Genomic DNA, 20,671 nt, shown 5'->3' with positions numbered 1-20,671 from the left:
AACTGAACGAGTTAAGGGAAATACCAATGGCAGCTAAAGACGTAAAATTCGGTAACGACGCACGCATCAAAATGCTACGCGGCGTAAACATCCTTGCTGATGCAGTGAAAGTGACCCTGGGCCCGAAAGGCCGTAACGTAGTTCTGGACAAGTCTTTCGGCTCTCCAACTATCACCAAAGATGGTGTATCTGTTGCGCGTGAGATCGAACTGGAAGACAAGTTTGAGAACATGGGTGCACAGATGGTGAAAGAAGTTGCCTCTAAAGCGAATGACGCGGCAGGTGACGGTACTACCACTGCAACTGTTCTGGCTCAATCCATTATCACTGAAGGCCTGAAAGCTGTTGCTGCGGGCATGAACCCAATGGATCTGAAACGCGGTATCGACAAAGCCGTTATCGCTGCAGTTGAAGAATTGAAGAAACTGTCTGTGCCTTGCTCTGATTCTAAAGCTATCGCACAGGTAGGGACCATCTCTGCAAACTCAGACTCAACTGTGGGTGAGCTGATTGCACAAGCGATGGAAAAAGTAGGTAAAGAAGGCGTTATCACTGTTGAAGAAGGTTCAGGTCTGCAAGACGAACTGGATGTGGTAGAAGGTATGCAGTTCGACCGTGGTTACCTGTCTCCTTACTTCATCAATAAGCCAGAAACAGGTTCTATTGAGCTTGAAAGCCCATTCATCCTGTTGGCTGACAAGAAAATCTCTAACATCCGCGAAATGCTGCCAGTGCTGGAAGCTGTAGCGAAAGCCGGTAAACCACTGCTGATCATTGCAGAAGATGTTGAAGGTGAAGCTCTGGCAACTCTGGTGGTTAACACCATGCGCGGCATCGTTAAAGTTGCAGCGGTTAAAGCACCTGGTTTCGGCGACCGTCGTAAAGCTATGCTGCAAGACATCGCTACCCTGACTTCTGGTACGGTGATTTCTGAAGAAATCGGTCTGGAACTGGAAAAAACCACTCTGGAAGATCTGGGTCAGGCAAAACGTGTTGTTATCAACAAAGACACCACTATCATCATTGATGGTGTAGGTGACGAAGCTGCGATTCAGGGCCGTGTTGCTCAGATCCGTCAGCAAATTGAAGACGCAACTTCTGACTACGACAAAGAAAAACTGCAAGAGCGTGTTGCTAAACTGGCTGGCGGCGTTGCCGTTATCAAAGTGGGCGCCGCAACTGAAGTTGAAATGAAAGAGAAGAAAGCGCGCGTTGAAGATGCTCTGCACGCAACTCGTGCTGCGGTAGAAGAAGGTGTGGTTGCTGGTGGTGGTGTTGCACTGATTCGTGCTGCATCTGCTATCACTGCTGCGGGCCTGAAAGGCGACAACGAAGACCAGAACGTGGGTATCAAAGTTGCTCTGCGTGCGATGGAATCTCCACTGCGTCAGATCGTCGTTAACGCCGGTGAAGAAGCCTCTGTTATCGCGAACAACGTTAAAGCGGGTTCAGGTAGCTACGGTTACAACGCATACAGCGAAGAATACGGCGACATGATCGCGATGGGTATCTTGGATCCAACTAAAGTGACTCGTTCTGCTCTGCAGTACGCAGCCTCTATTGCTGGCCTGATGATCACCACTGAGTGCATGATCACTGACCTGCCACGCGATGACAAAGGTGCTGATATGGGCGCTGGCGGCATGGGTGGTATGGGCGGCATGGGTGGCATGATGTAATGCTGCCAACCCCTTGAGTGGCCATGTAGAGTGGTAGCGCAAGGGATACGCTGTTGATAAAAGCGAGTGGGGCGACCTGCTCGCTTTTATTTTTTAAGTTTCACTCTTATCTTTTACGAAAATAAAAACCTGCAATACATCAAACCTGTCATCACCTTGCCTTAAGTGAACTTTATTTTGGTTCTTTCCTGAATACTCAGTCTGTTCCGATTCATATTTTGCAACTCGGCACCCTAAAAGCCGTTTTATTTCATCCTATGTGATGATTGCAGGGCTTTTTATTATCTTAGTTTCTGAATTAATGTGTAAACTGTTACTCATTAACCATCAGCCTAGATATCGGGTCACTGGATAATTTCGGCAACGGATGCCTAATTGGCAGCGGTGCTTTCTGGTAATCTTTAGCGTGATTCTCAACTTAGAATGGGGAAAAAAATGCGGATTAAAGTGTTACTTGGTCTCTCGGCAGCGATGCTGCTGGCTGGCTGTAGCTCCACTAATCAATTGAGTTCGGCGGGTGAACAAGTGAAGTTCTCCGATACCAAGCCGGGTAGTGAATGTCAGGTGGTCGGCCAGGTGACGGGGACTCAGAGCAATTGGCTGTCCGGTGGCGGCGGTGAAAGCAGCTCTATGCGTGGTGCAGCAAATGACCTGCGCAACAAAGCAGCAGCAATGGGCGGCAATGTTATCTATGGTGCAACCAGCCCGAGCGAAACCTTCTTATCAAGCTTCGCGCCCCTTGACAGCAAAATGGTCGGTGAAGTTTACAAGTGCCCTTAATAGCTTAAGCTGCAAGATCAATAACTCAGGGGACGCATCGCATCCCCTGTTTTGTCATTACTCGCTTTGCATTAATCGAAGATCCAGTGGTGTTTTGCTAGGTTGACCACCAATTTCTCGCGCCAGTCGTGGTACTAGATAACCGGATACCCGGCTCAGTAACCCTTTCATTAATTGTCGAGCTTCGTCGTCATCGACCATAAAGTGGGCCGCGCCTTGGACTTTATCCAGCACATGGATGTAATAAGGTAGAATTCCTGCATCAAACAGAGCATTGCTTAATGTTGCCAAAACCTCTGCATCATCATTGACCCCACGCAGTAACACACTCTGGTTTAATAGCGTCACACCCACCCGTTTTAGCTGTGCCATACTGTCTCGCAAAGGCTGGTCGATTTCATTGGCGTGGTTGATATGGGTAACCATCAGCACTTGTAATCGTGAATCACCCAGCAATTGACACAATGCCGGAGTAATGCGCGCGGGGATCACCACTGGCAAGCGGCTATGAATTCGTAACCTTTTGATATGTTGGATGCTTTCCAACTCATTCAAGAGCCAACTGAGTTCATTATCTTTTGCCATTAACGGGTCGCCGCCCGAAAAAATAATTTCGTCCAGTTCAGGGTGTTGGCGGATGTAATCCAGAGCTTGCTGCCAATTCGCTTTGTTGCCTTGGTTATCCTGATAAGGGAAATGACGGCGGAAGCAATAGCGGCAATTGACGGCACAGCCGCCTTTGACCAGTAATAATGCGCGGTTGCGGTATTTGTGCAGTAAACCGGGAACGACGCTACGCTGTTCGTCGAGCGGATCATGAGTAAAGCCGGGGGCAGCAATAAACTCTTCACGTGCAGTGAGCACCTGAAGCAATAAAGGGTCTGATGGATTTCCCGGTTGCATGCGCGCGACAAATGCGCGGGGCACTCTTAAGGGAAACAAACGACGCGCTGCGCTGCCTTGCTGCAGGTTAGGGTGTTCATTTAAGAACAGAATTCTTAGCAATTCGTCCGGATCAGTAATTACATCGGCGAGTTGTTGCAACCAATCTTCTCTAATTGGCATGTTTCGGGTTACAATACTTGCCATTTTCTAGGCTTACTACCAGTTTCTTGAGGACCATAATGGCCAGTTATTATAGCAACGATTTTCGTCCCGGTCTTAAAATCATGTTCGAGGGCGAGCCTTATGCCGTTGAATCTAGCGAATTCGTCAAACCAGGTAAAGGCCAGGCTTTTGCGCGCGTTAAAATGCGCCGCCTGCTGACCGGTGGGCGTGTTGAAAAGACTTTTAAATCAACAGATTCTCTGGAAGGCGCTGACGTTAACGATCTGAACTTGACTTACCTGTATAACGACGGTGAGTTCTGGCACTTCATGAATAACGAAACTTACGAACAGCTGCAAGCTGATGCTAAAGCCATTGGCGATAACGCTAAGTGGTTGATTGATCAGGCCGAATGTATCGTAACTTTGTGGAATGGTCAGCCTATCGCTGTGACGCCACCAAACTTTATTGAGCTTGAAATTGTTGACACTGACCCAGGCCTGAAGGGTGACACTGCCGGTACGGGTGGTAAGCCTGCAACTCTGAGCACTGGCGCAGTGGTCAAAGTGCCATTATTCGTGCAGGTTGGCGAAGTCATTAAAGTCGACACCCGCTCTGGCGAATATGTCTCTCGCGTGAAGTAACATATCAGTCACGCTGAGAATCAAAGAAAACCGCTGAATTGGCGGTTTTCTGCTATCTGGGCTTGGCTTATCCCGGGCGCTTCTTGTCAGAAAAAGTGCAATTCTGTTTCTTTGACTATCCTTATTGAGTGAACACACTCACAACCTATAAGGAACTTTTATCATGTTGAAGAAAAGTATCGCTGTTATTTTCTCCTTGTTAGTTATCTCTTCGTTGAGCGCCTGCAATACCACCAAAGGTGTGGGCAAAGATGTTCAAAGTGCAGGTAGCGCGATTGAGCGCAGCGCGGAATAAACCTTCGTGGGTATAGTTATCGGCGGTCATTACCGCCGGATTTATTTTTGATTGGCCATGATATTGCTGCTTATTATTTAGCGTGCTAACGTATCACGCTCATCTATCTGCTGCTTGGGACGACCCAGCACGCATCTGTTATTTCGGGGACGACCCCGCCTAAGCGAGGTGGTTACCATGGCTTGGATTATTCTGGTTATTGCGGGTTTATTGGAAGTTATTTGGGCCATTGGCCTGAAATATTCCCATGGTTTTACGCGACTAACGCCCAGTATTGTGACTTTAGTGGCAATGGCTGCCAGTGTCTTTTTATTGGCCTATGCCATGAAAACCTTACCAGCAGGCACTGCCTATGCCGTCTGGACGGGAATTGGCGCGGTAGGGACGGCGATTCTCGGCATTATGTTACTAGGGGAATCCGCCAGTCTGGCACGCGTGTTCAGTTTGGGACTGATTCTGGCTGGCATTATCGGGCTGAAATTAGCTTCATAAATTATTAAGGGGGAATATTCCCCCTTAATGAATACCTAGATGTCAATTGCCCACGCGATCATCGGCCTGACCCCAACTCTCCCTGCTCAACCCATATCAGTTCATCTACCGGGAATCCTGAGTTTTTCGCTACTGCGAGCAGCCGCTCTTTGGTTTGATTATCAATCGTCGGTGTTCGCGATAAAATCCATAGATAGTCCCGATTAGGGCCAGCAATCAAGGCATGCTGATATTCGTCATCTAAATCAATCACATTATAGCCGCCATAGAATGGACCGAAGAACGATACTTTCAACGAGGCTTGTTGTGGCGAGCCAATAAAGTAGGCTTTCCCAATACTCTCCTGCCACTGTTGCTTCTTGGTGTTATAACCTCGGTTAATGACTTTTACGCCGCCATCATCACGGAGCGAGTAGTTAGCGGTGACATGATCGAGCCCGCGTTCAAAGCTGTGATCCAGCCGAGCAATTTCATACCAAGTGCCAAGATAGCGAGGTAATTGGAAGTTATCGACGACTTTCACGTCTTTTGGCGGCGTAACGCTACAGGCGACAGAGAGCAGGGTAGCCGCTAACACGGATAATTTTGACCACAGACGCATCTGCATTCCTTAGTATTTCAATGAGTAATCTGCTATTGAGAATAGCTATCATCTATGTAAGAGGCAAATGGATGAATCTGAGTTATTGATGAAAAGGCAAAAAAAACGGCCCGGCAGAGGCTCGGGCCGTTGATAGGACATGGGCAATTACAGTGTCAGAACACCGATGATAGTGACTACACTTAGGATGGCAGCCAGACCATAGAACACCCATTTTCCCGCTGGAACATGGATTTTCAAATCATGCATAGCGTGATGAATACGGTGTAAACCGCACCACAATGGCAAAATAATCATTAGCAGCAGGAATACCCGGCCAATAAAACTCTGACAAAACGCCAGTACACGTTCGTAGCTCAATGCATCACCTGGGAAAGCGCCCAGTGGCAGCAAAATAGCGACCAACAGAATAACGGCTGGTGCAATTATGGCACTCCACATGCCGCCAGCACCAAACAGACCCCAGAAGACAGGTTCATCGGAGCGCTTAGGGACTTGATTCATCTTGTTCTCCTCCGGGTTAGAGTAAGGCGACGGCCAGAATAATCGCGGTAGCCACGATAGTCACAACCCACAGCGCCTTAATGACTGGCCCTGGACCCATTTTTTCACTATTAACGATAATATTGGCAGCCTTTGGTGCCAGCTCAAACCAAGTTTTGGTATGTAAGACCGCAGCAAATAACGTAATGATGTTAATGAACAACACCAGCGGGTTTTGCAGGAATCCAACAAAACCTTCCCATCCAGCCGGGCCGCTTTTCAGCGCGAACACACCGTAAATCAGCAGAACACTGAACCACACTGCTGGAACAGATGTGCCTTCACGTAACATATAAAAACGATAGAAACCGAGCTGTTGCCACCAGTTCGGGGCCATGGTACGGACGTAAGCTTTACGTTTAGTAGTCATTACTGTTTCCCCTCCCTTATTGTGGTTTCAGCATGGCGATCATGAAGTCTTTTGCGCTCTCGACCTTGCCTTGCTGGATAGCAGCAGCGGGGTCAACATGCTTAGGACAAACTTCTGAACAGTAGCCGACAAAGGTACAACTCCAGACGCCGTTGTTCCCGTTGAGCTGAGGCATACGTTCTTTCTTGCCGTGGTCGCGAGTGTCCAGATTATAGCGGTGCGCCAGTGTGATGGCTGCCGGGCCGATAAACTCAGGGTTTAGACCAAACTGTGGACACGCGGCATAACACAGACCGCAGTTAATACAGCCGGAGAACTGATGGTATTTTGCCATCTGAGCAGGTGTCTGCTTCGTCGGGCCATCTGTCGCTTTGCGTTCATTACCAATGATATAAGGTTTTATGGCCTCCAGACTCTCAATAAAGTGAGTCATATCAACGACTAAATCACGCTCGATTGGGAAGTTACCCAATGCCTCGACTTTCATGCCTGCGGTGTATTCGCGCAAGAAAGTCTTACAGGCGAGTTTTGGCACTTTGTTTACCATCATGCCACACGAGCCACAAATCGCCATTCGACATGACCAGCGATAAGATAAGTCCGGTGCCAGGTTATCTTTGATATAACCCAGCGCATCCAGCAGAGAAGTCTGCTCATCGTATGGGACTTCAAAGATATCGAAGTGAGGTTCGCTATCACATTCCGGGTTATAGCGCATGACTTCCATTTTCAGGACTTTCATATCAGTCATTCGCCTGCTCCTTATCCTTTAAATCTTTCGCATCTTTCGCATCTTGTGCGGTGGCTTCACCACCATAAACACGTTTTGCCGGTGCCAGCTTGGTAATTTTTACGTCACTGTATTCAAGGCGTGGTGCACCACCTGGAGTATGGAAGGCCAGCGTGTGTTTGAGGAAGTTAACATCATCACGCTCGGTACAACCTTCATCCAAACGCTGATGCGCGCCACGGGATTCTTTGCGGTTCAGTGCTGAATGGGCCATACATTCAGCCACATCCAAGCCGTAGCCAAGTTCAATGGTGTACAACAGGTCGGTATTAAATACACTGGAGGTATCGGTGATTTTCACGCGTTTGAAGCGTTCTTTCAATTCAGCCAATTTATCCACAGTTTTCTGCATCAATTCCGGTGTACGGTAAATACCGCAACCTTCTTCCATTGACAGACCCATCTCATCGCGGATTTTTGCCCAATTCTCAGTCCCTTCCTGTTTCATCAGGTTACTTAGGCGGGTTTCCACATCACGTGTCTGCGCATCAAGTGCACTGCCGTTTGCCGGATTGCTTTCCATGGCGCGCAGTGCCGCTTGTTCGCCAGCAACGCGACCAAAGACCACCAATTCAGCCAGTGAGTTGGAACCTAAGCGGTTCGCACCGTGCAGGCCGACAGAAGAACATTCACCGACAGCAAACAGCCCTTTGATCCGCGTTTCACATTGTTGGTTGGTTTCGATACCGCCCATGGTGTAATGCGCAGTGGGGCGTACTGGAATCGGTTCTTTAACTGGGTCGACACCGACATAGGCTTTTGCCAATTCGCAGATAAACGGTAGACGCTCAAGCAGTTTCTTCTCACCCAGATGGCGCAAGTCCAGATAGACCACATCGCCACGCGGTGTCGCAATAGTGCGGCCAGCGCGCCATTCATGCCAGAAGGCTTGCGAGACTTTATCGCGTGGGCCTAATTCCATGTATTTATTTTTTGGCTCGCCGAGTGGAGTTTCAGGCCCCATGCCGTAATCTTGCAAATAACGATAACCATCTTTATTGACCAGAATACCGCCTTCACCACGGCAACCTTCGGTCATCAAGATACCTGAGCCAGGCAGACCTGTTGGGTGATATTGCACAAACTCCATATCCCGCAGCGGAACGCCGTGGTGGAATGCCATCCCCATACCATCACCGGTAACAATACCACCGTTGGTGTTATAACGATAAACGCGGCCTGCACCGCCGGTGGCCATGACCACTGCGTTTGCACGGATTTGTACGCGAGTCCCTTCCATCATATTCATGGCAACAACACCACGAGCTTGGCCATCATCGACCAGAATATCTAGCACGAAGTGTTCATCAAAGCGTTGAATTTGCGGGTATTTTAAAGATGTCTGGAACAACGTATGCAGCATGTGGAAGCCAGTTTTATCGGCAGCAAACCACGTACGTTCGATTTTCATCCCACCGAAGCGGCGAACGTTAACAGAGCCATCTGGTTTACGACTCCATGGGCAACCCCAGATTTCTAGCTGCGCCATCTCTTCTGGGCAACTATGGACAAAATGATCAACAACATCCTGTTCGCATAACCAGTCACCACCGGCTACAGTATCGTGGAAATGATAGTCAAAGGTATCGTGGTCCTGTGTGACAGCGGCTGATCCCCCCTCGGCGGCCACGGTATGGCTACGCATCGGGTATACTTTCGAGATCAGAGCAATCTTCAGCTGAGGGTTGGCTTCCGCTGCGGCTATTGCTGCACGTAAACCAGCTCCCCCGGCCCCGATAATGGCAAGATCGGCGTTAAAGGTTTGCACTGCGCTTCTCCATTGTTCAAGTGAAAATCCTATACCCTTCGTACTTGGGTAAATAAAAGTGAATCTCTATTCTTAATCGGTTTTTTAATATTATTATTTGGCTAACGTAATAGCCGTTAACGAGAACGATGGTATTAAGAATAGCTATTTCTTACTTTTTGTATGGGAATAATTATACCTAATGCTAAGTAGTAGAAATTTGATGTGATCGATTGTTTTGTTTTATTTGAACCGCCTCAGCGGCATTACTAACAAAAACGTGATCCCAAACAGCATCTGTTGGGTAAAAGTCATTTTTTCAGAGTGAAATGCTGAATTGGCGGCAGGAATCTGGCAGATGATTGACAGATTTGTCTGAGTGAGGAGATGCGAGTAGACTGCACCCCCTGTTTGATTTCGGAGTTAACCACCATGAGCGAAACGGCAAGCTGGCAGCCGAGTGCACCTATCGCCAATTTGTTGAAGCGCGCAGCAATAATGGCAGAGATCCGGCGCTTTTTTGCCGATCGTGGCGTATTAGAAGTTGAAACGCCAACCATGAGCCAAGCGACAGTGACGGACATTCATTTGGTCCCATTTGAAACCCGATTTGTTGGCCCGGGCGCTGCCGATGGTTTGACGCTGTACATGATGACCAGTCCGGAATATCACATGAAGCGCCTGCTGGCGGCGGGAAGTGGCTCTATTTATCAATTAGGGCGCAGTTTCCGCAATGAAGAGGCTGGTCGCTATCACAACCCTGAATTCACTATGCTGGAATGGTATCGCCCGCATTATGATATGTATCGCTTAATGAATGAGGTTGATGACCTGTTGCAGCAAATTCTGGATTGCAACAGCGCAGAAACCTTGTCTTATCAGCAAGCATTTTTGCGTCATCTGGATATTGATCCCTTGTCTGCAGATAAAGCGCAATTGCGCGAAGCTGCGGCAAAACTGGATTTAAGCAATATTGCGGACACAGAAGAAGATCGCGATACGCTGCTGCAATTGCTGTTCACTGTCGGGGTTGAACCCCATATTGGCCGAGATAAACCGGCGTTTGTGTATCATTTCCCCGCTTCGCAAGCATCCTTGGCGCTGATCAGTACCGAAGATCATCGAGTAGCAGAGCGCTTTGAGGTTTACTTCAAAGGCATTGAGCTGGCGAATGGTTTCCATGAACTGACTGACGGTGATGAACAACTGCAACGTTTCGAACAAGATAATCGCATCCGTGCTAAACGCGGCTTGCCACAAAACCCGATCGATATGAACCTGATTGCTGCCCTGAAACAAGGCCTGCCAGATTGTTCAGGCGTAGCACTAGGGGTTGATCGTTTGGTGATGTTGGCGTTGGGTGCAGAGAAGTTGAGCGAGGTTATTGCGTTTCCTGTCGATATCGCCTAATTATCCTTCGTCCTTGACGCCGCAGCAGTGTTGGCCGCACTCACTCACCCGAATCACTTGACTCTGTAAGCTCATCGGGATGAGTTCGCTAGCCGCCTTGCTGCAACGCCAATGACTTTGGATAACATCTTGTATCTTACAAACTACCCGGTGTACGGGTGCGGTTTGAAGAAACCACTCGCCCACGCCCCAGAGTTTCCAGACGAGCTTGGAATGGTGGGAATGGCAGCGTAATACCATGCTCGCGGTAACCGGCCAGAATTAACTGGTGGATCTCATGGCGCAGCGGCATGCGATGGCCCATTTCAGCGGCGTAAATACGCAGTTCGAAAATTTGAATTCCTTGTTGAAGATCAACCAAATAGACCTCCGGTGGCGGGTTATCCAATACTAGCGTACAACGTCGTGCGGCGGTCAGTAAGACCTCTGTCACTTCCTCACTACTGGTTTCCGCTGGTGCTGGCACGGTCAGTACCACACGGGTAATAGAATCCGACAATGACCAGTTAATGAATTGCTCGGTAATAAAGGCCTTATTCGGCACGATAATTTCTTTGCGATCCCAGTCTGAGATGGTGGTTGCGCGGGTATTGATCTTGGTCACGCTACCGGTGAGTTCACGAATAGTCACGGTATCGCCGATACGGATCGGTTTTTCAAACAAGATAATTAAGCCGGAAACGAAGTTGGCAAAAATCTCCTGTAAACCGAAGCCCAAACCTAAACCGAGTGCTGCAACCAGCCACTGGAATTTTGCCCATTCGATCCCCAGCATCGAGAAACCGATCAAACCACCAAATAAGATCAACAGATATTTGGTGATAGTAGAAATGGCGTAACCCGTTCCCGGAGTCAAATCCAAGTGCTGCAACAGCGCCAGTTCCAGTAAGGCAGGCAAATTTCTCACCAGTTGGGTGGTCACAATCATCACCAGAATAGCGATCAGCAAGGATCCCATGGTGATCGCTTGCACCGACTCAATGCCATTAATGGTGGATGACACATCCCACAGACGAATGTTTTCCAGGAAGCCGAAAGCGGAATGAATCTCAGACCACAGGACGATCACTGAAACCAGTGCGATCATCGTTAGAATTGATCGCACCAACCGCAGAGACTGGGCACTGATCACATCCAGATCAATGACCGGTTCTTCCACATCAATCGACCCTTCGGTGCTGTTATTGTGCGGGGTATCTTCTTCGCCACGGGCGCGTTGCGCCAGAATGTCGGCACGCCGCTGCTTGGCACGGTCAAAGGCGATACGGCGGCGCTGAATCAGCATCCAGCGGCGAATAATGTGGTAAACCACTAACAGGAAGAACCAAATGGCGACCGAGGTCTCTAGACGCGCCAGCAGCGCTTGCGAGGTGGTGAGATAACCGAGCGCTGATGCTAATGCAGCAATCAACGGTGCCGACAGCAACAGCCCCCATAGCGCCACGTTAACAATATTCTCACCAGAACCTTTCTTGTCCAGATAAAGCGGGATACCAGCCCGTTTCAGGCTGTTGGTCACTAGACTTAAGGCGATACACAGTAAAATAAAGCATAACCGGCCAAGGGTTCCGGCGAATTCACGGTCGTTATAATTCTCGAAGGTAATGAGCGCCATCATCAGCGGAATAATTAACCACACTGACATGCGATAAAAACGCATAGCACGCCCTACTTGCGCTGGTGACCAGCGGAAGTGGGTGATAAACAGGCCATGCGGATGAGCAAACGCCGCGCTTATCATAAACACCCATAGCACCGGAACGGTCGCCGTGACCGCATTGCCAATAGCGATAGCCATCGGGAATGACCAGGCATTTTGCAGCCCATAACCGACAGCCGACCATAAGACAGGGAGCGGCAGCGCTATCAAAATTGACCAGAACACGGTACGTAATGTCAGAGAGAAATGGTCTTGTGTGACCTTGCCCACACGGCTGCTGGCACGCTCTAGGAAAGCATGATAGTGGCGACGGGAGCTAATACTGAAGCCGACAAACAACAGAGCACCAATAATTGGTAGCAATGTTTCTTGGCTGGTCATCATCATCGCAAACGCCTTACTGAGCTGCGAGAGTGTATCTAACGACAGTAATTGAGTAAGGTCATGGGCGACGTTAATCGGATAAGAGAGTGATATTGGGCTAACGTCGGCGACCCAAAACAGATAACGGTGGGTCGCTTCGCGCACTTCACTCAGCGCATCCACTAACTGGCTATTCGCCACTTTCAGCTTAGTCAGCTCCAGAATCTGAGTGTCATAGCCTGAGAGGAGGGAGTTGAGCAATTCGCGCTGTGTGCGCCATTGGGCATCCAAAATCCGCTGCTGTTCTGTGGTGAGCGGCTGGCCATCGTCTTGCATTAATTTAACGTTCTGCTGCTGTAATTTCTCAAGCATGTCTTCATATTGCAGGCGCTGAACCCGCAATTGAGCCATATCGCGGTCTAGCTGCTGAGATTTTGGGACGTCAGGTAGTCTGGCAACCTGTGCCCGCAGTGCTTCCCCCAAGGCGGTTGACACGCCTAACCATTGAGCCTGCTCACGAATGGTGCTAAGTGCCTGCCGGACTTGCTGCGTCTGTGATACCGCCTGACGCTGCTGTGATGAAATGAGATCAATGCGCTGGGCTTGCTGATTCAGTGCCTGAGATAACTCGCGGTTTATTTGCAACTGCTGAGTAATCGACTCAGGTAAATCTCCGCCTTGTTCGGCCAGCAATTCTGTACGCTCAAGTGCTTGTTCTGCAGCCTGCTGACGCTGATTATTCAGATTGTTACGTAAGGTCTGAAGCTGGGCGTCTACCCGTTCCTGACGCTTTTTGTATAGCTCGGCACGTAGCCGCGACAGTTCCTGCCGGTTGTTAGCGGAAAGCTGGGACAGCTCCAACTCATTGGCTTTTGCTTTGCGGGCCAAGGCTTCCGCTTGCAGTAACGCAAACTGAGCTTGTGTTACCGGGGTTGTGGGGCTGCTTTGCGCCTGAAGGCGAGAGCTGATTTCGGCCAGAATGCGTCGGGCTTCTGATTGTTGCTGTGGCAGTTGATTGAGAGATTCACTGATTTCCCGTGCGCGATCTTGCTCTTGTTGAGACAGACGGCTCAACTCTAACAATTGACTGCTGATTTGCAGCACTTGCTGTTCAAGTTCGGACGTGGACATATTACTGGGAACAGGTAGAGGTTTATCCCCTTCTTGTGCCAGTTGCTGACGTAATTCACGGGTCAGCTTGGGGAAGTCATCAATGGCTTTTTGATACTGCTGGGCGCGGATATCGGATTCTTTCGCATCCGCTAGCCAGCTAAGAGCCCCTTGCAGCGCTTGAACAATTTCTGCCTGATTAGTCATCCCTTTATTGGCTTCAGCCTGTTTCAGCTCTTGTCTGAGCTGCTCTTCATTAGGCTGCGTTGCCGCCTGTAGCGGCAGGGACAACAGCATGAAACACGACAGTAATAGGCCAAAAGACCAGGAAATTATTAGGCGCAAGTAGAGGCTCCTTTACATCAATAACGTCGTCAGCCGAAAGCTAGCACGGTGGTGTCGCGGGGACGGCTTCAGCGAGCACTTCACCCATGCGGGTAACAGAACCACTGTTTAGCTGTGGCGCTAAATACACTTTGCCCTCAGCAAACAGATTAATCACTGTAGAGCCTAATTTAAAGCGGCCCATTTCTTGCCCTTTTTCCAGCGTTATAGCACCTTCAGTACCTGCTTGTGGGTAAGTCCAGCGGCGAATCACACCTTCCCGTGGTGGGGTAATGGTGCCTGCCCAGACCGTTTCTATACTGCCTACGATAGTTGCACCCACCAAAATCTGTGCCATCGGACCAAAGGCGGTGTCGAAGATGCAAATGACGCGCTCATTACGGGCGAACAGGTTGGGAACATTCGCGGCGGTCAGCGGATTGACCGAGAATAAATCGCCGGGAACATAAATCATTTCACGCAATGTACCCGCACATGGCATATGCACACGGTGGTAATCCCGGGGAGCCAAGTAGGTGGTAACAAACTGACCATTCTGGAATTCGGCCGCTAATAAATAGTTACCCGCCAGCAAAGCCTCCAAACTGTATTGATGGCCTTTTGCCTGCAAAATTTGCTCGCCATGAATAGTGCCTAACTGACTGATCGCACCGTCAGCAGGCTGGGCTAACAGATTTTCTTCCGCGACAACTGGACGAACACCGGCGCGAAGTGGGCGCACAAAAAATTCGTTAAATGTACGATAAGCCGAGAATTCAGGATCCTGTGCTTCTTTCATATCGACATTGTAATAGCGGGCAAATGCCTTGATAACCAGCTGTGTTAACCAGCCGCCTTGCTTATCTGCACCCCAGCCAGCCAAACGGGTCAGGCCCTGTTTTGGGAGCAAATATTGTAATCTGATTTTAATACTGTCCAGCACGTAGACCTCTTGGGTAAACGGTAAAATTAAGGGGCGTATTATATCCCCGCTGTTTTTCAAGTTACTGAAATATCGGTTGCCATCACTCGCTCAAGTTATTGAGTTACCTCAATTCCCTGAGCTTGTTTTGTTGCCGCCTACCTGCAACTCAAAATCCATTGGGTATTGCTTTATGCGCCCGCAGGTGAATTTGGGTATGGATTTGTTATTAAGATATCACTTCTCGTCGCTATCTGATGTCTTGCGCGGTTTGGCCTGTTCCATACTTTCCAAAATCCGGTGGTAATTATCAAAACGTTCTTCAGCAATTTTGCCCTGTTCCACGGCTTCACGCAGTGCACAACCGGGATCCGTGGTATGGCTACAATCGCGGAACTTGCAATGACCGAGATAATCACGGAATTCGACAAATCCTTGGGTAATTTGTTCCGGGGCCAAATGCCAGAGGCCGAATTCGCGCACACCCGGTGAGTCAATAACATCACCACCATGCTGGAAATGATACAAACGAGCAGCGGTGGTGGTGTGTTGGCCCAAACCTGAGTTATCGGAAACTGTATTGACCAGAATTTCATTGTCTGTTGGTGGTAACAGCGCATTCAACAGACTGGATTTACCCACACCTGACTGGCCGGCAAAGATACTGATTCGCCCAGCGAGTGCCTGCTCAAAAGCCTCCATCCCTTCACGAGTTTGGCTGGAAACTTCCAGTACGTTGTAGCCAATACGACGGTAAATATCCATCATGCCATCAACAAATTTACGGCCATCGGCATCCAGTAAATCGATTTTATTCAGTACGATTAATGGCTCGACATCCAACGTTTCACAGGCCACGAGATAGCGATCGATAATATTAAGAGAAAGTTCGGGTAAGATCGCTGATACGATAACGATCTGATCGATATTCGCGGCGATCGGTTTCACGCCATCATAAAGATCAGGACGCGTTAGAACGGATGTTCGCTCATGAACAGCTTCGACAATACCTTTAACTCGAACTCCTTCCTGTGCTTGCAGGCCAGGACGCCAGACCACACGGTCACCGGTCACCAGTGATTTGATGGTACGGCGGATATTACAACGGTGCTGAACACCATCGGCGGCCTCGACATCGGCATGCTGACCGAAACGACTGATGACGATACCCTCTTGCGGATCGCCAAGCTGAGAGTCATCTAACTCAGGTTTTCTATCAGTGCGTAGCCGACGCTGATGGTTAGCCTGCACACGTCGTTGTTGACCTTTGGACAGTTTATTCTTGCTCACTGCGCCTCACTTGATACCTTGCGGACTGAATGTTACTGGGAGGTTAGCGATATTCGCTGCAACACCAAGTTCTTTGTGTATATCGCTCGTTGCGACCAAAAAGGCTATGATACACATTATTTTATCAATTAACCGTTTGTTCGGTTATCTCCCCAGCTAACAGGCAGGAAATATCATGGCAGAAAATCAAAATAATCTGATCTGGATCGATCTGGAAATGACCGGTCTTGATCCTCAGCGGGATCGGATCATCGAGATTGCCACCCTAGTCACTGACGCGAACCTTAATATCCTGGCAGAAGGCCCAGTGTTGGCAGTTCATCAGTCTGATGAACAACTTGGTCTGATGGATGAGTGGAATGTGCGCACTCACACGGGCAGTGGTTTGGTACAACGGGTGAAAGCCAGCCCTTTCAATGAGCATGATGCTGAATTGCAAACGATTGAATTTCTTAAGCAGTGGGTCCCAGCAGGGACGTCACCGATTTGTGGCAACAGTGTGGGCCAAGATAGGCGCTTCCTATTCCGATATATGCCCGAGCTTGAAGCTTATTTCCATTACCGCTATTTGGATGTGAGCACCTTAAAAGAACTGGCTCGCCGCTGGAAACCTGAAATTTTGCCTGGTTTTAAAAAGCAAAACACGCATCAGGCATTAGATGATATTCGTGAGTCCGTTGCTGAGCTTGCTTATTATCGTGAACATTTTATTCAGCCTTAATCCCTTTCATCCTTGAAACCACAGGGGTGTTAGCTGCGCACACTTACCCGAATCACTGACTTGGGTAAGCTCATCGGGATGCGTGTACTTGCTGCCTACCTGTGGTTCCAATGATTTTGGGGAGTATCCCCTTCGCCCTTGAAACCACAGGGGGGTTAGCTGCGCGCACTTACCCGAATCACTGACTTGGGTAAGCTCATCGGGATGCGTGTACTTGCTGCCTACCTGTGGTTCCAATGATTTTGGGTATATACTGTATTTTTCCTATGAATATTATGTTCGGCTTAATAAATTAGTCCTGATGATGTTTTATTTTACTGGCAGTGCTGGCAAAATGTTCACATTGCCGATTTAATCAGCACTTAAACCGAAAAATGATTTTTTTGCTTTCAGGGGCTTGCGGCAAAACGGATTTCTCGTATAATGCGCACCCCGTACCGATGAAGAATTCGCAAGCTTGCGCAAACAGATTCAGTACAGAAAAGCAGGGCACAGAGCGGGAATAGCTCAGTTGGTAGAGCACGACCTTGCCAAGGTCGGGGTCGCGAGTTCGAGTCTCGTTTCCCGCTCCAAATTTATAAAAGTAGTGGCAGAAGCTAACGGTATCGGTGAGCACTCACTAATACATGTGATGCGGGAATAGCTCAGTTGGTAGAGCACGACCTTGCCAAGGTCGGGGTCGCGAGTTCGAGTCTCGTTTCCCGCTCCAATCTTCAGCCATGAATACCAATGCCGTCAGATGACAGCAGGGTGCAAAAGCATCTCAATGCGGGAATAGCTCAGTTGGTAGAGCACGACCTTGCCAAGGTCGGGGTCGCGAGTTCGAGTCTCGTTTCCCGCTCCAAATTTTTCATTCAATTCTGTTTTAATTATCCACAGCCAAGTTGTGCGTCATACCTCGAATTACATACATTGTATTAACTTCGTCAACAGAGTTATCCACAGATTCTGTTCTTTTTGTATTCAGCTCACAATCTAACCAATTTTATTTATTTTTCCATATCTGATTGATTTGGTTATATATATTTTTATGTGAAAACGTTATGCCGATCACTTGTGCTTTTTTTTGCACTTGATTGCCAAGGTGTTTTTATTTTTATGCACAGGAAAACTCTGAGCTAATTTACACTAAAAATAGTAAAAAAAACTCGAACCCGAAGTCATTCGATTTCAGGTAAAAGTGGTATTAGGCATCTCGTGGCAGGCCTTTTTCAATCGCTCTGATGAGCCGTTTTTTCTGTGGCGTTTGAACATCCACACTCAGTGTAGACCGTCTTTTCAATTGTTGTGAAATTGCCCATTCAATATGTTCATCCAACATAGGATGAATACCTTTGCGCGCTTCCAGTGCTAAAACAATGTGGTCAAGATAAGGGGCATTACCCAGTGCCACCGATATATTGCGTAACCAACGTAAATAACCAATTCGCCGAATCGCTGAACCTTCCGTTACCCGCAAAAATTTCTCTTCGTTCCAAGCAAATAAATCCAGTAACTGTGGAGTATGCAGAACCGCGCGTGGGCTGAAATCTTCTTCATCGGTTAATTGTGAGAAGCGGTTCCACGGGCAGATGAGTTGGCAATCATCACAACCATAAATACGATTGCCCATTAACGGCCGGAATTCTTCAGGTATTGCGCCCTCTAACTCAATGGTCAGATAGGAGATGCAGCGGCGTGCGTCAACAGTATAAGGGGCGACGATGGCACCGGTTGGGCAGGTCGTGATACAAGCAACGCAGCGCCCGCATTGCTCTTCTTGGGGTTTATCGACAGGGAGTGGCAGATCGATAAGTAACTCGCCCAGAAAGAACCAAGAACCTGCATCACGATTTAAAATTAGTGAGTGCTTACCAACCCAGCCAATACCTGCTTTGGCTGCCAGTGAACGTTCCATAATTGGCGCAGAGTCCACAAATGGGCGAAAACTAATCTCATGACTTGCCCCTGGCTCTGACTTTTCTTGCTGCTCAAGGCAGTAATTTTGGATCTGATCACCTAATTTCTTCAGGCGCTGGCGCAATAATTTATGATAATCGCGGCCTAATGCGTAGCGGCTGACATAACCTAATTCTGCATTTTTCAATGTGCTGGCAAATGCCGCCTTTGCTGGCAGATAATTCATTCGCACGCTGATCACCCGCAATGTTCCGGGTAATAATTCATGGGCGCGCGCGCGCAGCATACCGTGGCGGGCCATCCAGGCCATTTCGCCATGATATTGTTTATCAAGCCAAGCCTGTAATCGCGGCTCTTCCGCTGACAAGTCCGTATCGGAGATACCGACTTGCTGGAAACCTAGCGATTGCCCCCATTGCTTGATATGTTGGGCTAATTGATTCAGATCGAGGGGGTGTGCCATGACGGACCATAGTAAGAAACAAACCGGTGTCAGTTTACCACACTCTGTTTTTTCTGCGGACTGGGTACGCCAGAATGAGGCTGTGGCGGCCGCACACTTCTCTCTAAGTCTGTTTGATTTGATGGAGAGAGCAGGAAACGCCGCATTTGATCTGGCGCGCAAACAATATCCGGCGGCGCGCCATTGGCTGGTTTTGTGTGGTCACGGCAATAATGGTGGTGACGGCTATATTGTTGCTAGGCGGGCATTAGCGGCAGGGTTAAATGTCACTCTCATCGCCTGCTCTGGCAATCGACCATTACCTGCAGAAGCGCATCAGGCTCAAACGCAATGGCTGGCCGAGGGGGGAGTGATTAACCCACCGGACGCACCGTGGCCGCAACCGATTGATTTGATTATTGATGGATTACTGGGTATTGGCCTGCGTGCTGCACCACAGGGTGCTTATGCCACACTGATTGATACGGCGAACCGCCATCGAGCTGCCAAGATAGCGTTGGATATTCCTTCCGGCTTAAGTGCCGATAGTGGTGCCGCGCCCGGTTCTGTTATTCACGCAGACCACACACTGACTTTTGTCACACTGAAACCCGGCTTACTGACAGGGCAAGCACGTGATTGGGTAGGGCATTTGCATTGCAATGATTTAGGGCTAACGCCATGGCTCGCATCTCAACCCGTGCAAATTGAGCGACTGACCGCAGTTCATCTGCCGCAATGGTTAAAGCCACGCCGGCCTTGTGCCCATAAAGGTGAGCATGGGCGTTTGCTGCTGGTGGGGGGGGATAAAGGGATGGGAGGCGCCATTCGAATGGCGGGGGAAGCCGCTTTGCGCACTGGTGCAGGATTGGTGCGAGTACTCACTCACATTGAGCATGTTGCCCCGATTCTGGCCGCTCGGCCAGAGCTAATGGTGCAGGAATTAACGGATGAGACCTTAGAGCAAAGTATTCATTGGGCTGATGTATTAGTGATCGGTCCTGGGTTAGGGCAGTCCGATTGGGGCAGGAATGCTCTGAATCTATTGCAACGAAGTGATAAACCAGCATTATGGGACGCAGATGCACTCAACTTACTGGCATTAAACCCGCAGAGGCGTCAGAATCGGATATTGACCCCTCATCCTGGCGAAGCTGCACGCCTGCTCGGTTGCCGCGTCGCTGATATTGAGAGTGACCGCTTACTTTCCGCCCGTAACATTGTTAAACAGTATGGTGGCGTGGTGGTGCTAAAAGGAGCGGGTACTCTGATTGCCAGCGAGCAGGGCGAGATGGCGATTGCAGATGTGGGTAATGCGGGTATGGCCTCTGGTGGTATGGGGGATATTCTGTCCGGCATTATTGGAAGTTTGATAGCACAAAAGCTGGTGCTGTATGATGCTGCCTGTGCGGGTTGTGTTGTGCATGGCATTGCCGCAGACAAACTGGCTGAAGTTCAAGGCACCCGGGGTTTACTGGCCACAGATTTATTGCCGGTTATTCCGAAGTACGTTAATCCTGAGTTAGCAAGATAGATATCATA

Annotated in this window: 18 protein-coding genes and 3 tRNA genes; 11 read left to right on the top strand and 10 right to left on the bottom strand. The window is 49.1% G+C overall.

Going from position 1 to position 20,671, the window contains the following annotated elements; translation table 11 throughout:
* Nucleotides 1–26 precede the first annotated feature (26 nt).
* Together groL and ACIOG0_RS19735 are read left to right on the top strand one after the other, a co-directional pair.
* Nucleotides 27–1,679, top strand: a complete 1,653-nt coding sequence (gene groL, locus ACIOG0_RS19740; RefSeq protein ID WP_050099748.1) for a chaperonin GroEL — start codon at nucleotides 27–29, stop codon at nucleotides 1,677–1,679.
* A 435-nt stretch (nucleotides 1,680–2,114) separates the two neighbouring features.
* Complete coding sequence (locus ACIOG0_RS19735; RefSeq protein WP_050099749.1) at nucleotides 2,115–2,459, top strand: DUF4156 domain-containing protein; 345 nt, start codon at nucleotides 2,115–2,117, stop codon at nucleotides 2,457–2,459.
* Between the two features lie 57 nt (nucleotides 2,460–2,516).
* On the opposite strand, the gene epmB is transcribed toward ACIOG0_RS19735, so the two are convergent.
* Nucleotides 2,517–3,548, bottom strand: coding sequence for an EF-P beta-lysylation protein EpmB (gene epmB / locus ACIOG0_RS19730; RefSeq protein ID WP_050099751.1), 1,032 nt, complete (start codon nucleotides 3,546–3,548; stop codon nucleotides 2,517–2,519).
* A gap of 35 nt (nucleotides 3,549–3,583) precedes the next feature.
* Here epmB and efp point away from each other — a divergent pair, with 35 nt between their 5' ends.
* From efp to sugE, 3 genes are all read left to right on the top strand, one after another.
* Nucleotides 3,584–4,150: an elongation factor P gene (gene efp / locus ACIOG0_RS19725; RefSeq protein WP_050099753.1), complete on the top strand. Its 567-nt coding sequence runs from the start codon at nucleotides 3,584–3,586 to the stop codon at nucleotides 4,148–4,150.
* Between the two features lie 163 nt (nucleotides 4,151–4,313).
* Nucleotides 4,314–4,445 carry an entericidin A/B family lipoprotein gene (locus tag ACIOG0_RS19720; protein ID WP_004706993.1) on the top strand — a complete coding sequence of 44 codons (132 nt, stop codon included), beginning with the start codon at nucleotides 4,314–4,316 and terminating at the stop codon, nucleotides 4,443–4,445.
* A gap of 177 nt (nucleotides 4,446–4,622) precedes the next feature.
* On the top strand, nucleotides 4,623–4,937 hold the full coding sequence (sugE, locus tag ACIOG0_RS19715; RefSeq protein WP_050099755.1) for a quaternary ammonium compound efflux SMR transporter SugE: 315 nt from the start codon (nucleotides 4,623–4,625) through the stop codon (nucleotides 4,935–4,937).
* A gap of 58 nt (nucleotides 4,938–4,995) precedes the next feature.
* Here sugE and ACIOG0_RS19710 read toward each other — a convergent pair whose 3' ends face one another.
* From ACIOG0_RS19710 to frdA, 5 genes are all read right to left on the bottom strand, one after another.
* On the bottom strand, nucleotides 4,996–5,538 hold the full coding sequence (locus tag ACIOG0_RS19710) for a lipocalin family protein (RefSeq protein ID WP_050099756.1): 543 nt from the start codon (nucleotides 5,536–5,538) through the stop codon (nucleotides 4,996–4,998).
* A gap of 147 nt (nucleotides 5,539–5,685) precedes the next feature.
* Nucleotides 5,686–6,042, bottom strand: coding sequence for a fumarate reductase subunit FrdD (gene frdD, locus ACIOG0_RS19705; RefSeq protein ID WP_050099758.1), 357 nt, complete (start codon nucleotides 6,040–6,042; stop codon nucleotides 5,686–5,688).
* 16 nt (nucleotides 6,043–6,058) lie between these two features.
* Complete coding sequence (gene frdC / locus ACIOG0_RS19700; RefSeq protein ID WP_050099759.1) at nucleotides 6,059–6,451, bottom strand: fumarate reductase subunit FrdC; 393 nt, start codon at nucleotides 6,449–6,451, stop codon at nucleotides 6,059–6,061.
* A gap of 16 nt (nucleotides 6,452–6,467) precedes the next feature.
* Entirely contained in the window at nucleotides 6,468–7,202 is a 735-nt protein-coding gene (locus tag ACIOG0_RS19695) for a succinate dehydrogenase/fumarate reductase iron-sulfur subunit (RefSeq protein WP_050099760.1), read from the bottom strand.
* The gene (gene frdA / locus ACIOG0_RS19690) at nucleotides 7,195–9,009 is read right to left on the bottom strand and encodes a fumarate reductase (quinol) flavoprotein subunit (RefSeq protein ID WP_050295936.1); all 1,815 of its coding nucleotides are present in this window, start codon (nucleotides 9,007–9,009) and stop codon (nucleotides 7,195–7,197) included. The genes ACIOG0_RS19695 and frdA overlap by 8 nt, the downstream gene beginning before the upstream one ends.
* Before the next feature lie 411 nt (nucleotides 9,010–9,420).
* Here frdA and epmA point away from each other — a divergent pair, with 411 nt between their 5' ends.
* Entirely contained in the window at nucleotides 9,421–10,398 is a 978-nt protein-coding gene (epmA, locus tag ACIOG0_RS19685) for an elongation factor P--(R)-beta-lysine ligase (protein ID WP_050099764.1), read from the top strand.
* A gap of 136 nt (nucleotides 10,399–10,534) precedes the next feature.
* On the opposite strand, the gene mscM is transcribed toward epmA, so the two are convergent.
* From mscM to rsgA, 3 genes are all read right to left on the bottom strand, one after another.
* Nucleotides 10,535–13,876 (bottom strand): miniconductance mechanosensitive channel MscM, encoded by a 3,342-nt coding sequence (gene mscM, locus ACIOG0_RS19680; protein ID WP_164908403.1) that lies wholly within the window; start codon nucleotides 13,874–13,876, stop codon nucleotides 10,535–10,537.
* Between the two features lie 40 nt (nucleotides 13,877–13,916).
* Nucleotides 13,917–14,798, bottom strand: coding sequence for an archaetidylserine decarboxylase (asd, locus tag ACIOG0_RS19675; protein ID WP_050099768.1), 882 nt, complete (start codon nucleotides 14,796–14,798; stop codon nucleotides 13,917–13,919).
* A gap of 216 nt (nucleotides 14,799–15,014) precedes the next feature.
* Nucleotides 15,015–16,067 carry a small ribosomal subunit biogenesis GTPase RsgA gene (gene rsgA / locus ACIOG0_RS19670; RefSeq protein WP_050140942.1) on the bottom strand — a complete coding sequence of 351 codons (1,053 nt, stop codon included), beginning with the start codon at nucleotides 16,065–16,067 and terminating at the stop codon, nucleotides 15,015–15,017.
* Between the two features lie 175 nt (nucleotides 16,068–16,242).
* Here rsgA and orn point away from each other — a divergent pair, with 175 nt between their 5' ends.
* The 4 genes from orn to ACIOG0_RS19650 all read left to right on the top strand — a co-directional run bounded on the left by orn (nucleotide 16,243) and on the right by ACIOG0_RS19650 (nucleotide 17,632).
* The gene (gene orn, locus ACIOG0_RS19665) at nucleotides 16,243–16,788 is read left to right on the top strand and encodes an oligoribonuclease (RefSeq protein ID WP_050099771.1); all 546 of its coding nucleotides are present in this window, start codon (nucleotides 16,243–16,245) and stop codon (nucleotides 16,786–16,788) included.
* Nucleotides 16,789–17,284: 496 nt separating this feature from the next.
* Nucleotides 17,285–17,360, top strand: a tRNA-Gly gene (locus tag ACIOG0_RS19660).
* A 61-nt stretch (nucleotides 17,361–17,421) separates the two neighbouring features.
* Nucleotides 17,422–17,497, top strand: a tRNA-Gly gene (locus ACIOG0_RS19655).
* Between the two features lie 59 nt (nucleotides 17,498–17,556).
* Nucleotides 17,557–17,632: transfer RNA gene (locus tag ACIOG0_RS19650), tRNA-Gly, on the top strand.
* 342 nt (nucleotides 17,633–17,974) lie between these two features.
* Here ACIOG0_RS19650 and queG read toward each other — a convergent pair.
* Complete coding sequence (gene queG / locus ACIOG0_RS19645; RefSeq protein ID WP_128451304.1) at nucleotides 17,975–19,150, bottom strand: tRNA epoxyqueuosine(34) reductase QueG; 1,176 nt, start codon at nucleotides 19,148–19,150, stop codon at nucleotides 17,975–17,977.
* Here queG and nnr point away from each other — a divergent pair.
* Complete coding sequence (nnr, locus tag ACIOG0_RS19640) at nucleotides 19,149–20,663, top strand: bifunctional ADP-dependent NAD(P)H-hydrate dehydratase/NAD(P)H-hydrate epimerase (protein WP_128451305.1); 1,515 nt, start codon at nucleotides 19,149–19,151, stop codon at nucleotides 20,661–20,663. The genes queG and nnr overlap by 2 nt on opposite strands.
* Nucleotides 20,664–20,671: the final 8 nt, after the last annotated feature.

The organism is Yersinia vastinensis (assembly GCF_044905075.1).
GTDB lineage: Bacteria > Pseudomonadota > Gammaproteobacteria > Enterobacterales > Enterobacteriaceae > Yersinia > Yersinia vastinensis.
Note: the sequence above shows the minus strand (reverse complement) of the source record. Positions and strands in the feature narration are given on the sequence as shown.